This is a genomic window from Streptomyces albus subsp. chlorinus (assembly GCF_013302895.1).
Classification (GTDB): domain Bacteria; phylum Actinomycetota; class Actinomycetes; order Streptomycetales; family Streptomycetaceae; genus Streptomyces; species Streptomyces chlorinus.
Genome location: NZ_VJOK01000001.1, coordinates 324,681 through 338,548 on the forward strand (window position 1 = coordinate 324,681; position 13,868 = coordinate 338,548).

A 13,868-nucleotide genomic window follows, 5' to 3' on the forward strand; every position below is an offset into this window, starting at 1 on the left:
GGCCCGCCTCCGACCCCGACGGGGCGCCTGTGCGGCCCCGTCCCTTTTTTCGAACCAAAGAGTGAGTGGTTGACCACACATGAACGTCTCCCTTCGAAAGCCGTCCGGTACCGGCGCGAACACCACCGCCGCGCTCGCCGTCCTGGCCGGCGCGCAGTTCACCGTCATGCTCGCCACCTCGATCGTGAACGTGGCGCTCCCGAGAATCCGGGCCGGCGTCGCACTGTCGGACAGTGGAACGACGTGGGCGGTCAACGCCTACGGCCTGGCCTTCGGCGCGCTGCTGCTGGCCGGCGGGCGCGCGGCGGACGTGCTGGGGCGCCGCCGGATTCTGCTGGGCGGCCTCACGGTCTTCGCGCTCTCCTCGCTGGCAGCGGGACTGGCCACCTCGCCCGCCGTTCTCATCGCCGCCCGCGCGGTGCAGGGCCTGGCCGCCGCCGCGATCGCCCCCGCCGCGCTGGCCCTGGTCGTGGAGGTGTCGCCGCCCGGCCCCGCCCGGGGCAGGGCGCTGGGCGTATGGGGCGCGGTCTCCGGGGCAGGAGCCGCTGCCGGAGTGCTCCTCGGCGGAGTGATCACGCAGGCGTGGGGCTGGCCGTGGATCTTCCACATCGTCGCGGCGGGCACGTTGCTGGTGCTGGTCGCCGCCGCCGTCCACGTACCGCGCGTGCCGGCCGTGCGGGGCGGCCGCTTCGATCTGGCCGGCACCGTCACCGTCACCCTCTCCCTCACCGCTTTGGTGTGGGGGCTGACCACCGCGCGCAGCGCGGGCTGGACGGACACCCGGGTGGTGGGCGCCCTCGCCCTCTTCGCGGTTCTCCTCGCCGTCTTCGCCCTGGCCGAGCGGCGGCACCCCGACCCGCTGCTGCCGTCGAGGCTGTTCGCCGGCGGACAGGTCGCGGCAGGAAACATCCTCATGGCCCTGCTCGGCTCGGTGTGGATCGCCCTGTTCTTCTTCCTGCCCCTCTACCAGCAACAGGTTCTCGGCTCCGGCCCCCTGGTCACCGGAGTGGGCCAACTCCCGCTCGCCGCCGCGAACATGCTCGGCTCCGCACTGGCCGCCCGGGTGGCACGGCGGATCGGTGCCGCGGCCACCGTGACCACGGCCCTGCTCACCGAGGCCGGCGGACTGGTGTGGCTGTCGCGCATCGACGCGCACGGCAGCTACCTCGCCGATGTCCTCGGCCCGAGCGTCCTGATCGGGCTCGGGCTCGGCAGCGCCTTCGTCCAGCTCACCGCACTCTCGGTCAAGGACGTGGCCGGAGGGGACGCCGGACTGGCCGGCGGTCTGGTGAACACCACCCGGCAGGTCGGCGGCGCGGTCGGCCTGGCCGTCCTGGCCACCCTCGCCGGTTCCGTCACCGCGCACGCCGCACCCCACCGAGCACACCTGGAGGCGCTGACCGCCGGATACCGCGCCGCGTTCGCCGCCTCGGCCGCGGTGCTGGCCCTCACCGCCCTCCTCGCAGCCATCGTCACCCGGCGCGGTGCCCGCTGCGGGCGTGAGCGACCGGCTCCTGCGAAGGAGCCCTCAACTCCCGCGCAGCAGACGGCACCCAGTGCCCCCAGGCCCTGATCACGACCTCTTCTCCGAGGCGCCGCCCCCCGTGCGGGCGTCCCACTCGACGCCCCCTCGAGCGGCCACACCCCTCAACCCCCGCACCCCACACGTCCGTTGCCTCGCTCTGCCCGCGGACCACCGTCCCGGCTCCGCAGGTCAGGGGTCGGCCCCGGACCCGTTCCCAGCACTCGCCACCGACACCAGGAAACGAGGAATTTCCCATGTCCGCCAAGCCCTATCTGACCGGCCACTACGAGCCCGCCGTCGACGAGATCTCCGCAACCGGACTGGCCGTCGAGGGCACGCTGCCCCCGGAGCTGACCGGCCGGCTGGTCCGCAACAGCCACAACCCCAAGCCGGGCATCACCCCCACCCACTGGTTCAAGGGCAGTGGCATGGTCCACGGCATCCGCCTGCGGGACGGACGCGCCGAGTGGTACCGCAACCGCTGGGTCCGCACTCCCGCCCTCGACGGCGCCCCCTACATGACCGAGCAAGGCCCCGACCTGACCGCCAGCACCGCCGGCACCCACATCGTCGAACACGCGGGCCGCCTCCTCGCACTGTGCGAGTCCAACCTCCCCTTCGAGCTGACCCCCGACCTGGACACCGTCGGCCCGTACGACTTCGACGGCACGCTGCGCAGCGCGATGACCGCGCACCCCAAGACCGACCCGGCCACCGGTGAACTCCACTTCTTCGGGTCCTCACCCTTTCCGCCGTACCTGATCTACTACGTCGCCGACGCGGAGGGCCGGATCACCCACAGCGCCGAGGTTCCCGGCGCCACGGCCGCCCTCAAGCACGACTTCGCCCTCACCACCGGCCACGTGGTCTTCTTCGAGGGCACGGTCACCTTCGACCCGACCGAGCACTCCGGCATCCCCTACAGCTGGAACGACGGCACGCCCGCCCGCATCGGTGTCATGCCCCGCGGCCGGGACGGCGCCGCACGCATCCGCTGGTTCCCCATCGAGCCCGGCAGCGCGCTGCACGCCGCCAACGCCTACGAGGACGCCCGGGGCCGGATCGTCCTGGAGGCACCCACCGTCGACCGCGAGGGCTTCCGGCTCTCATGGAACTGGTGGGTCGGCGCGCCGGGCCGGGGCAGCGAGCCCAACGCCCGCTCCTGGACCCGCCGCTGGGTGGTCGACCTGGCCGCCGGGAGCGTCGAGGAACAGGTCGTCGACGACCTCGCCATCGAGTTCCCCACCATCAACGACGAGTTCACCGGCACCGAGCACCGCTACCAGTACGCCGTCTCCTTCCCCGACCACAACGGTCTCGGCGGCTACGGCATCGTCAAGTACGACCGGCGGACCGGCGCGCGCCGCATCCACGAGGCCGGAGACGCCCGGCTGCCCAGTGAAGCGGTGTTCGTCCCGGCAGCCGGGGCCACCAGTGAGGACGACGGCTACCTGCTCACCGTCGTCTCCGACCTCAAGCAGGACGCCTCCCAGCTGCTCGTCCTCGACGCCTCCGGCCTCGCCCTGATCGCCACCGTCCACCTGCCCCGGCGGGTCACGGCCGGCATCCACGGCTCATGGATCCCCGACACCGCCCTGGACGAGGGCACCGTCCGCGGCTGACCCGGCCCCTCCCCCTCCCGTGAAGGGAACGCCCCGGCCGGGCGGCGCGTGGCAGCGCGGCCGGCCGGGGCGTACCGGTATCGGGCATCGTCACCGCTCACGCACTCACGCGCAGACGCGGCCAGTTGGCGAGGTCCCGTAGCAACTGCCGGTCGTGCGTGGCCACGACGACGGCGGCACTCGTGACGCGGAGCGCGTCGGTCAGCTCGTCGACCAGCGCCGAGGACAGATGGTTGGTCGGCTCGTCGAGCAGGATCAGTCCGGGGCGGCCGGCCAGCGCCAGCGCCAGGTCCAGACGCCGCCGCTGTCCCTGCGACAGCCGCCCCACCGGTGTGCGCATCGCGTCGGGGTCCAGCAACCCGAGCGCACCGAGCGGGACGGCCTCGGCGTCGCGGAGCCGCCCACCGGCCACCAGCCGTCCCACGTGCCGGGCGTGCACGTCGTACGCGGTGAGAGACGGATCCTGCTCGACGGTCTCCTGGCCGACCCGGACGACCCGGGCCCCCTTCGCCGTCCGGACGTGACCGGAGGTGGGCGGCAACGCACCGGCCAGCACCGCGAGCAGTGTGGACTTCCCGGCACCGTTCGGGCCGGTGACCAGCAACCGGTCCCCACCGTCCAGGGTGAGGTCCACCGGGCCGGCCAGCCGTCCGCGGACGGCGACGCCGTGCGCCCGCAGCTGCGGCGCACCCGGCCGGACACCCAGGTCGGGCCACCGCAGCGCCGGCGGCGGCTCCGGCACGTCGATCCGGTGCGCCGCCAGGGCCTCCTTCTGCCGGTTCAGCGCCTGGACGACGCCTGGCGCGCGGGACTGACGCCGGTGCTTTCCGGTCCCCTTGTCCGGCCGCCAGCCGGTGGAGAGCCGGTCGCGGGCCTTCGATACCGAGTCCTGGAGCCGACGGTGCTCGGCCTGCTGCTCCTCGTGGTCCTGTTCCCAGCGCTCACGCTCCCGGCGCCGCGCGTCCTGCCAGGCGTCGTAACCGCCCGCGTACAGGCGCGGCTTCCCGTCGCGGGTCGGATCGAGGTCGAGGAACCGGTCGGCGACGTCGCGCAGCAGCGCCCGGTCGTGGCTGACCAGAGCGAGCCCGCCCTCGTGCTCGTGCAGCCTGCGGGTCAGGAAGTCCAGCCCGCCGGCGTCGAGGTGGTTGGTCGGCTCGTCGAGCAGCAGGACATCGTGCCGCGCACCGAGCAGGCATGCCAGCCGGACCCGGTAACGCTGCCCGACCGACAGCGTCGACAGCGGACGGTCCCGGTCGGTGCAGGCGCCCAGGGCCTCGAGGGCGACATCGACACGGCGCTCGGCGTCCCAGGCGTCGAGCCGGGTCGCCGCGTCGAGAGCGGCGGCGTAGCGGTCACCAGCGGCGGGGTCGCCCTCGGCCATGGCGAGGGCCGCCTGGTCCAGCGCGTCGAGTGCGGCGAGCGACGCCGCCAGCGCCTCCGACGTCAGCGTGCCGACAGTCTCGCCGTCCCGCGCGGACAACTCCTGGCGGGCCAGGCCGATCGTCCCGGTCCGGTGGACGGTGCCCCCGTCCGGCGCGAGGAGCCCGGCCAGGACGTGCAGCAGCGTCGTCTTGCCACGGCCGTTCTCACCGACGACGGCGACCCGCGACCGGGCGGAGACGGTGACCGAGACATCGTTCAGTACACGCCGGGACCCACGCGTGACGGTGATGCCCTCGGCACGGACATGCGCGCTGTCGCCCGCCCCGGCGGGCACGGACAGGGTTTCAGGGGTGGGAGTGAGGTTCAACAGGTGCTCCGCAGCTCGCAGTGGAGCCGGGCAGCAGCAGGTCGCCGCCCGGCGGGAACCGGGACGGCGAGCGCGAATTCAGCAGGAGGGAACGCGCCGCCGTCAGCGGGCGGAGCGGACCTTCTGCGACCAGAGACCTCGTGCCATGAGAATCATGCTAACAACACCGGCGTCCTTCCCTCCGCTCTCTTCTGGGCGGCGGCCCCCTCTCCCGGACCGCCTCGGGGCACGGTGAGCCGGGCCCGAACCACGTCCGGTGGCTGGCCTCGGTGACGGCGAGCGGTCGTCCGGACATCGCTTCTCGGAGCCAGGTCGCTCCAGCTGCGGGACACACACCCGGCGACCCGGCGCTCGAGGCGGCGGTGACGGCGACGATCCGGGAGATGTACGGACCCCACGCGGAGCACCACGCGGCCGCGCTGACCCGCTTGTTCGCGACGCGCTGGGTTATGGCCACCGAGGTGCTGACGCTCTGTCAGGCCGCGTACACGTCGGCCGCCTATGGCCTGTTCAGTCCGGACAGCGGTGACGACCACTTCCGGTGGTGTGCGGCACCGCTGAACGGCGGCACGGTCGCCGGTCAGTGTCCGTCGGGGCTGCGGCATTCCCGACGGGGGTACGGGCATGGCGAGGGACGTTCCCCCTTGCGGTGGAATTCCCTGGCGGCCGGGTCCCCGCAGGTGCCAAGCTGGTGGTACTCGAAGGGGTGTAGCTCAGAGGCCAGAGCGCCGGTCTCCAAAACCGGATGCCGCAGGTTCGACTCCTGCCACCCCTGCCACCGGCCCCTGGCGGGTGCCTCGCCGCACCGTCCGGGGCCCCGCTGCGGGACGGACATCGCGCCGCTCCGCCCCATGCCGTACCGTCCCGCGCACGACCGACGGCGTCCTCGGTGTCGCCGTCGTCGATGTCGCCGGCGTCGGGGGAACCGGTCCTAGGCGCGCTGCCGTGCTCGCCGGGCGGGCGCGGGGCCGGGGGCCGGGGTGCTCAGGTGGCCGGTGGCCAGATGGTCCAGCAGGCGCAGGAACGTCGCGCGATCGTCCTCGGGCAGCGCGCCCAGGGCCTTTTCGTGGACCTCGTCCACGATCCGCCGGCTGCGCTCGGCCATCCGGGCGCCCTCCTCGGTGACCGCGATGATCCGTGCCCGCCGGTCGGTGCTGGAGGGCCGGCGCTCGGCCAGTCCCGCCTTCTCCAGGGCGTCGACGGTCACCACCATCGTGGTCTTGTCCATGTCTCCGATCTCGGCGAGCTGACTCTGGGTCCGCTCTTCCCCGAGCGCGTGGACCAGCACGCAGTGCATCCGCGCCGTGAGGCCGATCTCGGCGAGCGCCTCCGCCATCTGCGTGCGCAGCACATGACTGGTGTGGTCCAGCAGGTAGGAGAGGTCCGGCTGGGTGCGGGTCGGCGGGGTCATGGCGGTCATGGGACCAGCCTAGTCCATGACTGGTTCCGAAAAATATCGTCTACAACAGAACTATCTGCTACGGTCTTTCCATCGCAACGCCTTCTCCCCGGCTCACCACCCGGGCTCACCCCCCCACCCGCCCCAGGAAAGGAACTCCCATGCCCGGCCCCGCGCCTCGCCCCCTCACCGACGCCGAACTCAACCACATCCTGCACGAGCAGCAGTTCGGTGTGCTGGCGAGCGTCCGCAAGAGCGGTCACCCGCACCTGGCCACCGTGCTCTACCGCTGGAACGAACAGCAGCGCGTGCTGCGGATATCGACGACGCAGGACCGCCTCAAGCCCCGCCACCTGCGCGCCGATCCGCACGCCGCCCTGCACGTCAGCCGGGACGTGTGGAGCTACGCGGTGGCCGAGGGCGAGGCCGAGGTCTCCGAGCCGACCACCGTCCCCGGCGACCCGGTCGGCCGTGAACTCCTCGCCATGGCGGGCCCGTCCGTCCCGCCCCAGGACGAGGCGGAATTCCTGGCGGAGGCGGTCAGGGAACGCCGCGTCGTCATCCGCCTCAAGGTCTCCCGGCTGTACGGCACGGCCCTGGACGTCGGCACCTCCGGCTGACGAGCCCGGCTCCTCGTCGGCGGGGAGCGCCGGGGCGGCCGGCGTGCGCACGGACGACCCTCCGGCCGCCCGGCCGTTCATGCGCCGCAAGAAGCAGGACCCGCACGTTGGCCGGGCGGTCGCCGGCGCCCCGGCTCACCTTCCGCGACGCCGCCCCGTTCCACCACTCGCGGCGGCTGCCCCGTACCGGAGGGGCTCACTTCCCCATCCCCTCCGCCAGGCCCCGGACGAAGTGCCGCTGTCCCAGCAGGAAGACGACGATCATGGGGAGCGCGGCGATGGTCAGTCCGGCGAACAGGATGGGCCAGTCGGAGTTGAGCCTGCCCGCCATGTCGGCGAGACCGACGGGAAGTGTCTTCAACCGGTCGTCGGTGACGAAGACCAGCGCGAAGGCGTACTCGTTCCAGCAGAAGAGGGTCTGGAGCATGGCGGCGGACACCAGGATCGGCCGGGACATCGGGACGACGACCTGCCAGAAGGTCTGCCAGCGGCTCGCCCCGTCGATGTGGGCGGCCTCCTCCACCTCGGTGGGAAGACTCAGCAGGTGGGCACGGACCAGAAAGGTGGTGAACGGCACTTTGAACGCCGTGTAGAGGACGATGAGCGCCCAGTACGTGTCGTAGATGTGCAGAGCCTGCAGGAGTTGGGCGAGCGGTACCAGCGCGACCGTCGGTGAGAGCATCATGCCGCCGAGCACCAGCAGCAGTGCGGGGCGGGCCAGGGGGATGTCGAGGCGGGTCAGTCCGTAGGCCGCCCAGGCGCTGATGAGTACCACCGCCAGGACGCTCGCGCTGGTGACCAGCGCACTGTTGAGGAGGTAGCGCAGCGCGCCCTGGTTCCAGGCGGCCGCGTAGTTGTCCCAGCGCGGGTGCGCGGGCAGCGACCAGGGCGCGGTGAACAGTTCCCCGTTGCTCTTCAGCCCGGACAGCGCCATCCAGCACAGGGGGTAGAGCACGGCGACGGCCAGCGCGGCGAGGCCGCAGTAGGCGAGGAGCCTCGGCACGATGCCTGCCCGGCGTCGGACGGAGGCGCCGCCCGCCCGCCAGGGGTCCGCCGCCCGGGACGGTGTCCGCGCCGCGGGCGCGTGGCCCTTCGCTTGCATGGTGAGGGTCATGCCTCCACCGCCTTTCGCCGTGAGTAGTACAGCTGGGCCGCGCCGGCGGCGAAGGTCAGGACGAACATCACGGTGCCTACCGCCGCCGCATAGCCCATGTCGTCGCCGGTGAAGGCGCTGGTGTACAGCCATGTGCCCAGCACCTGACTGGAGTTGGAGGGGCCGCCGCCGGTCATCACCATCACCTCGTTGAAGACCAGGAAGGCGCCGGAGACGGTGAGGATGACCAGCAGCGTGGTCATCTGCCGCACCATGGGAACGGTGACCGTGAAGAACGTGCGGACCCGGCCCGCGCCGTCGACGTACGCCGCCTCGTACAGCTCGCGCGGTATCCGCTGCACGGCGACGGTGAGCAGCATCGTCGTGTAGCCGAAGGACTGCCACTGGCTCATCCCGATGACGCCCCAGACGGCGGTGTCGGGCTGCCCGAGCCAGTCGCGCTGCCAACTGCCCAGGCCGACGGCGTGCAGCAGGCTGTTCACCAGGCCGGCGTCCGGCTGGTAGAGGAACTGGAAGAGGAGTCCCGCGACGGTCATCGAGACGGCGGCGGGGACGACGTAGAGGGTGCGCAGCAGTCCTCCGAGGCGCCGCCCGACCAGTTCCTCCAGGAGTGCGGCGAGCACCAGGGCGGCGCCCACCTGGAAAGTGACCGAGGTGACGGCGAAGAGGAGGTTGTTGGCGAGTGCCTTCCAGAAGACGGGGTCGGCGAACGCCTGCCGGTAGTTGTCCAGTCCGACGAACCGGGTGCCCGGCTGGAAGACGCTGAACTTCAGCAGGCTGAGGCGGATGTTCTCGACGACGGGGTAGTAGACGAAGACCGCGATGAGCGCGAGGGCGGGGGCGGCCCAGAGCGTGTGCCGCATCCGGCGGGCGGCGCGGCCTCCGGTGGCCGGGAGGCCGTGAAGCGTGGTCATCTCGTCCCTCCCTGGTCCGGGTGGCCGGCTCTGCGGTGCGCGGGGGAGGAAGCGCCGCCGGGTGACGCCTTGTTGCCGGGCACGGTGGCGGCGGACGTCTCGTCGCCGGGCAGCTCGTCGCCGGACATCCCGACTCCGGGCAGCTCGTCGCCGGACGCCTTTGTGCCGGACGCCTCGTCGCGGGAGGAGCCGCCGCGGGAGGAGAAGCGGTACGCCTGGTCGGCCGCCTCCCGTACCCGGCGCACGGCCTCCTGGGGGCTCACCCGGCCGCCGAGCACGGAGTCGGCCGCGGCGAGCGTGGGGTTGACGATCTTGTTGTCGGTGCGGGTGTCCAACCAGACCGACATCCGGCGGCCGTCGATCAGCCGCTGGGCGGAGCGGAGCCCCTTGACCCGGCCGGCCCGCGAGGTGCCCTTGACGGCGCTGAGCCAGCCCAGTTCCCGTACCATCTCGCGCGCCTGGGGGCGTGCGGTGAGGAACTTCAGGAAGTCGACGGCGAGCGCCTTGCGGGGCGAGTTGTTGGACACCATCAGCCCGTCGGTGCCGCCGGCGAGGGCCCGGGGGTCACCCTGTCCCCCCGGGTCGCCCGGCATGGGGAAGAAGCCCCAGTCCCGCTCGAAGGAGGCGGGGGCTCCGCCCTTCTCGGTGAGGAAGGGGAACTCGACGGTCTCCAGGTACTGCATGGCAGCCTTCCCGTACACCAACTGGGTCTGCGCGTTCTCGTGGCTCACGCTGGAGCCGCCGGGCGCGAAGCACCGCTCCTTCAGCCGGCGCAGATCGGCGAAGGCGCGCACGTACCCGGGGTGCCGGAAGCCTCCGCCCTTCCGGGCCGCGTAGTCCGACGCCAGGACCTTCGGCGGTACGTGCATCGCGTTCAGCTGGGTGAGCAGGTGCCCGACGGGCCAGCCGTACTGGTTGCCGAAAGTGACCGGGGTACGGCCGGTCTTCCTGATCCGGTCGCAGGCCGACAGCAGCTGGGGGAAGGTACGCGGCACCCCCTTCACCCCGGCTTCGCGGAAGAGGCGCCTGTTGTACGCGAAGACCTTGGCGTCCAGGGTCACCGGAACCCCGTAGTTGCGCCCGTCGTACCGGTAGGCGCCCAGCGCGTCCGGCACGAAGGAGCGGCCCCAGGCGGTGTCACCGAGCTGGGAGGTGAGGTCGGCGGCCAGCTTCCCGTCGGCGAACCGCTCGGCGTACTGCCCCGGCCAGGCGAAGTAGATGTCGGGCAGGTCCCGGGAGGCGGCCAGGGCGGCGATGCGGTCCTTGTAGGGCTGGTCCCCGACGGCCTGGATCTCGATGCTGACGCCGGGGTTGCGCCGTTCGTACTCCCTCGCCATCCGCGCGAAGTACGGGGCGTACTGCGGGTCGGCCCACTTCTCCAGTACGGTGAGGTGCCCTCGTGGCCGGCCGTCCAGGGTGAAGTCGTTCGGGGTGGTGCGCACGGGCGCCTGCCCGCAGCCGCTCAGCGAGAGGACGGCGGCGAAGGCGGTGGCGAGCAGCGCCGGGGTTCGCAGGAAGCGCAGCACGGGTCACCTCGCGGGTGCGATGTGCGGGTCCGAGAAGACCCGGGGATGTCCGAAGGCACCCTCGTGGGTGCAGACCTCGGCGGCGTACGCGGCGGCCTGTGCGGCGGCGTCCGGCACCGCGGCACCGCCCAGCAGGGCCACCGACAGCCGCGCGACGAAGGAGTCGCCGGCTCCTAGCGTGTCCACGACCTCGGCCGGCGTCACGGGCTGGAGGTGCGGTACTCCGTCCCGCGAGACCAGGGCGCCCCGGCCGCCGCGGGTCACGACCACGATCCGGGGTCCGGCCCGGTGCGCGGCCCGTGCGAGGGCGAGGGCGTCACGGTCGTTCGCGCCGGGCCGGGAGAAGACGGCGTGGCGGACGTGGCGCAGCAGCGGTTCGGCGTACGACCAGGGGCGGTCGGAGAAGTCGTAGCTGACCGGGCAGGCCCCGGCGAGGCGCGGCAGGGCGTGCTCCAGGCCGCTGCAGTCGCCGGTGTGCAGGAGGTCGAACCGGGCCAGCCAGTCGAGGTCGGCGTCGTCCGGGGTGAACCTGGAGACGCCCTCGTCGGAGCCGGCGAAGTGCCGGTTGCCCTCCGCGTCGAGGCGCACGGTGGCATAGGCGTTGGGGCCGTCGGCGGTGCGGACGCGGTCGGTGCCGACCCCTTCGGCGTCGAGCGCGGCCCGGACGTGCCGTCCGGCCTCGTCGGTGCCCAGGACGCCGAGGTAGGCGGCCTCGGCTCCGCAACGGGCGGCGTGCACGGCGACGTTGAGGGCGTTGCCGCCGGGATACATCAGTCCGCGCTGCGGGTAGCGGTCGACGACGTTGTCGCCTACTCCGCAGATGCGCATGGTCTCTCCTGTCCGTGCGGGGGGATGGGGCGGCCCGGCCCGGTGCGGGGCGGCACCGGGCCGGGCCGGGAGAACGGGGTCGCGGCCGGGCGCTGTCCGGAAGCCGGCGGCCTCTTCCCGTTCGTCTCCGTTCGTCACTCCGCTCGTCTCAGTACTCGACCTTGAACATGTAGCGGCGCTTGTCCAGGTCGTGGCCGCGTACCGCCTCGTAGTGGTGTGCGAGGCGGCTGGCGAGCGTGTTGAGCGCGATCGGGCTGATCTCGCCGCGCAGGTCCCCGGGGACGCCGGGCAGGGAGAGCGACCGGGTGTCGAGGTAGTGCGCCTTTCGCGTGTACCTGTCGAGGAAGGTCTTCGCCCGCTCGGCCATCGGCCGGGTGCCGTCCTCACCGAGCATCAGCAGCACCGGCTGGTCCTCGGTGACCACCTCGAAGGCGCCGTGGAAGAACTCGCCGGCGTTGTAGCTGCCGCCGTGCTTCCACTGCATCTCCATCAGGTAGCACATGGTGAAGCCGTAGCCCGCCCCGTAGTTGGGGCCGGCCGACAGCACGTAGGTCACCTCTTCGTCGGCCAGCGCGGCGGCGATGGAGTGGCACAGGTCCTCCGATTCCCGCTGCGCCGCGTGCAGCGCCTCGGGCAGTGCCTCGTAGGCGGCGCGCGTGCGCGCGTAGTCGCCGGGGACGCCGGTCTTCTCCAGGAGCGCGTGCCCGAGTTGGCCGAACAGCACGTGCTTGGGCGCGGTGACGGTGTCCTCGCTGCCGTAGGTGAAGGCGGTGTGTGCGGCCTTGGCGAGCGGGCTGTCGGGGAGCCGGGTCACGGCGGCGACCGTGGCCCCGGCCGCCCTGGCGTACTCGGCGGCGGCGACGGTCTCCTTGGTGGTGCCGGTGTGCGAGGCGACCACGACGAGCGAGCCCTCGCCGAGCAGCGCGGGCTCGCGGAACCGGAACTCGGCGCTGTTCATGTGGAAGACCGGGAAGGGGGCGCGGGTCTCCAGCATATGGTGCACGGCGTACGAGGCGACCAGCGAGCCGCCGCAGCCGACCAGGAAGACGTTGCGCAGCCCGGTCCTGGAACCGGTGACGCCCTCGACGAAGGTGCGGGCGGCCTCGCGCTGCCCGAGGGCGAAGGAGACGGTCTCCTTGAAGTCCGGGTTGATGGGCTTGAGCGGCAGGGTTGCGGTGGTCACGCGGTTCTTCTCCACATCTGACGAGGGCGGACGAGCGAAGGGAAGCATCGGATTGGGAACGTTCCCAAGCGCAGGGACAAGCGGATTTGGGAACGTTCTCATCCGCGGTGTTGAGAACCTTCCCACCACCACTCGGCACCGTCAATACGGTGCGCCGGATAATCTGTTGCCGCCATGACCACTCACCGCAGCCAGCGCCCCGCGACCATCCCCGACGTGGCCCGCGAGGCCGGGGTCTCCCGCTCCACCGCCTCCCGCGCGCTCGCCGACTACGGCTCTGTGAGCCCCCGGACGCGGGAGCGGGTGCGGGCCGCGGCCACGAAGCTCGGCTACCGCCCCAACCAGCTCGCCCGCAGCATGATCACCGGGCGCACCCACACACTGGGCGTGGTGGTCGCCGACATACAGAACCCCTTCTTCGCGGGCGTCACCCGCGGCATCGCGGACACCGCGCGGGCGGCGGGCTACCAGGTCCTGCTGGCCAACACCGACGAGGACCTCGCCCAGGAGCGTTCCGCCGTGAAGATGCTCCGCGACAAGCACGTCGACGGCGTCATCATCGCTCCGGCCTCCCCGTCCAGCACCGCCCACCTGGCCGCCCTGCGGGAGGCCCGCTGCCCCCTCGTCCTGCTGGACCGCGAGGTGCCGTCGCTGGGCGCGGACACCGTGACCGTGGACAACCGCGGGGCCGCCGAGGACGCCGTACGCCGCCTGCTGGAGGCCGGGCACCGGCGGATCGGCCTGGTGACGCTGGGCGGCAGCGGCGTCCACGTGTCCGGCCCGGCGGGGCGGCACAAAGACACCGGCGGGCACGGCACGGACGGCTCCGGCGCGGACGGATCCGGCACGGACGGATCCGGGAGCGGGGACGACCGCGACGAGCGGAGCCCGCGCGTCAGCGGGCCCGGCGGAGACCGGCGCCGTGCGGAGCCTCCCGGGCAGGTCTCGACGGGCGTCGAGCGCGTCAGAGGATTCCGCGCCGCCCTGCACGCGGCCGGTCTCGACGATCCGGACACCTATGTGCGGGTGGGCGTCCACGGCCAGGACCCGGCCGTCCTGGCGGCCGGGCTTCTCGGCCTCCCCCAGCCGCCGACCGCCCTCTTCACCACCGACAGCCTGATCGCCCTCGGCGCGCTCTCCGCCATCCAGGAGGCGGGGCTGCGGGTGCCGGAGGACATCTCGCTGGTCACGTTCGACGACGCGGACTGGACCAGCGTCATCCGCCCCCGCCTGTCCGTGGTGGCGCAGCCGGTCCAGGAGCTGGGCGCGCGTGCGGTACGGGCCCTCCTCGCCCGTATCGAGGGCCACGCGGAGGTCCGGCCCGAGCACATCGTGCTGGACACCGCGTTCGTTCCGCGCGAGTCCATCGCCCCACCGCCGTCCCGCT

At 72.6% G+C, this 13,868-nt stretch carries 11 protein-coding genes and 1 tRNA gene; 5 read left to right on the forward strand and 7 right to left on the reverse strand.

Annotation, left to right across the window (positions count from 1 at the left end; genetic code table 11):
• Positions 1-79 precede the first annotated feature (79 nt).
• Both FM076_RS01585 and FM076_RS01590 read left to right on the forward strand, forming a co-directional pair.
• Positions 80-1,573, forward strand: coding sequence for an MFS transporter (locus FM076_RS01585; protein WP_173868158.1), 1,494 nt, complete (start codon positions 80-82; stop codon positions 1,571-1,573).
• A 206-nt stretch (positions 1,574-1,779) separates the two neighbouring features.
• Positions 1,780-3,147, forward strand: coding sequence for a carotenoid oxygenase family protein (locus FM076_RS01590; RefSeq protein WP_173868159.1), 1,368 nt, complete (start codon positions 1,780-1,782; stop codon positions 3,145-3,147).
• A gap of 97 nt (positions 3,148-3,244) precedes the next feature.
• On the opposite strand, the gene FM076_RS01595 is transcribed toward FM076_RS01590, so the two are convergent.
• A complete protein-coding gene (locus tag FM076_RS01595; protein WP_173868160.1) occupies positions 3,245-4,897 on the reverse strand; it encodes an ABC-F family ATP-binding cassette domain-containing protein in 1,653 nt (550 codons plus the stop codon).
• A gap of 702 nt (positions 4,898-5,599) precedes the next feature.
• Here FM076_RS01595 and FM076_RS01600 point away from each other — a divergent pair.
• Positions 5,600-5,675, forward strand: a tRNA-Trp gene (locus FM076_RS01600).
• A 153-nt stretch (positions 5,676-5,828) separates the two neighbouring features.
• Here the strand turns inward: FM076_RS01600 and FM076_RS01605 are convergent.
• On the reverse strand, positions 5,829-6,317 hold the full coding sequence (locus FM076_RS01605) for a MarR family winged helix-turn-helix transcriptional regulator (protein WP_173868161.1): 489 nt from the start codon (positions 6,315-6,317) through the stop codon (positions 5,829-5,831).
• A gap of 140 nt (positions 6,318-6,457) precedes the next feature.
• Here FM076_RS01605 and FM076_RS01610 point away from each other — a divergent pair, with 140 nt between their 5' ends.
• Positions 6,458-6,916, forward strand: coding sequence for a TIGR03618 family F420-dependent PPOX class oxidoreductase (locus FM076_RS01610; protein ID WP_173868162.1), 459 nt, complete (start codon positions 6,458-6,460; stop codon positions 6,914-6,916).
• A gap of 196 nt (positions 6,917-7,112) precedes the next feature.
• On the opposite strand, the gene FM076_RS01615 is transcribed toward FM076_RS01610, so the two are convergent.
• From FM076_RS01615 to FM076_RS01635, 5 genes are all read right to left on the reverse strand, one after another.
• A complete protein-coding gene (locus FM076_RS01615; protein WP_243274265.1) occupies positions 7,113-8,030 on the reverse strand; it encodes a carbohydrate ABC transporter permease in 918 nt (305 codons plus the stop codon).
• Positions 8,027-8,944 (reverse strand): carbohydrate ABC transporter permease, encoded by a 918-nt coding sequence (locus tag FM076_RS01620; RefSeq protein ID WP_202034906.1) that lies wholly within the window; start codon positions 8,942-8,944, stop codon positions 8,027-8,029. Before FM076_RS01620 ends, FM076_RS01615 begins: the two co-directional genes overlap by 4 nt.
• Positions 8,941-10,470 (reverse strand): extracellular solute-binding protein, encoded by a 1,530-nt coding sequence (locus tag FM076_RS01625; RefSeq protein ID WP_173868163.1) that lies wholly within the window; start codon positions 10,468-10,470, stop codon positions 8,941-8,943. Before FM076_RS01625 ends, FM076_RS01620 begins: the two co-directional genes overlap by 4 nt.
• A 3-nt stretch (positions 10,471-10,473) precedes the next feature.
• A complete protein-coding gene (locus FM076_RS01630) occupies positions 10,474-11,298 on the reverse strand; it encodes a PfkB family carbohydrate kinase (RefSeq protein ID WP_173868164.1) in 825 nt (274 codons plus the stop codon).
• Between the two features lie 148 nt (positions 11,299-11,446).
• Entirely contained in the window at positions 11,447-12,481 is a 1,035-nt protein-coding gene (locus tag FM076_RS01635) for an SIS domain-containing protein (RefSeq protein WP_173868165.1), read from the reverse strand.
• A 174-nt stretch (positions 12,482-12,655) separates the two neighbouring features.
• On the opposite strand from FM076_RS01635, the gene FM076_RS01640 reads away from it, so the two are divergent.
• A partial coding sequence (locus FM076_RS01640; protein WP_173868166.1) for a LacI family DNA-binding transcriptional regulator occupies positions 12,656-13,868 on the forward strand: 1,213 nt, incomplete at its 3' end.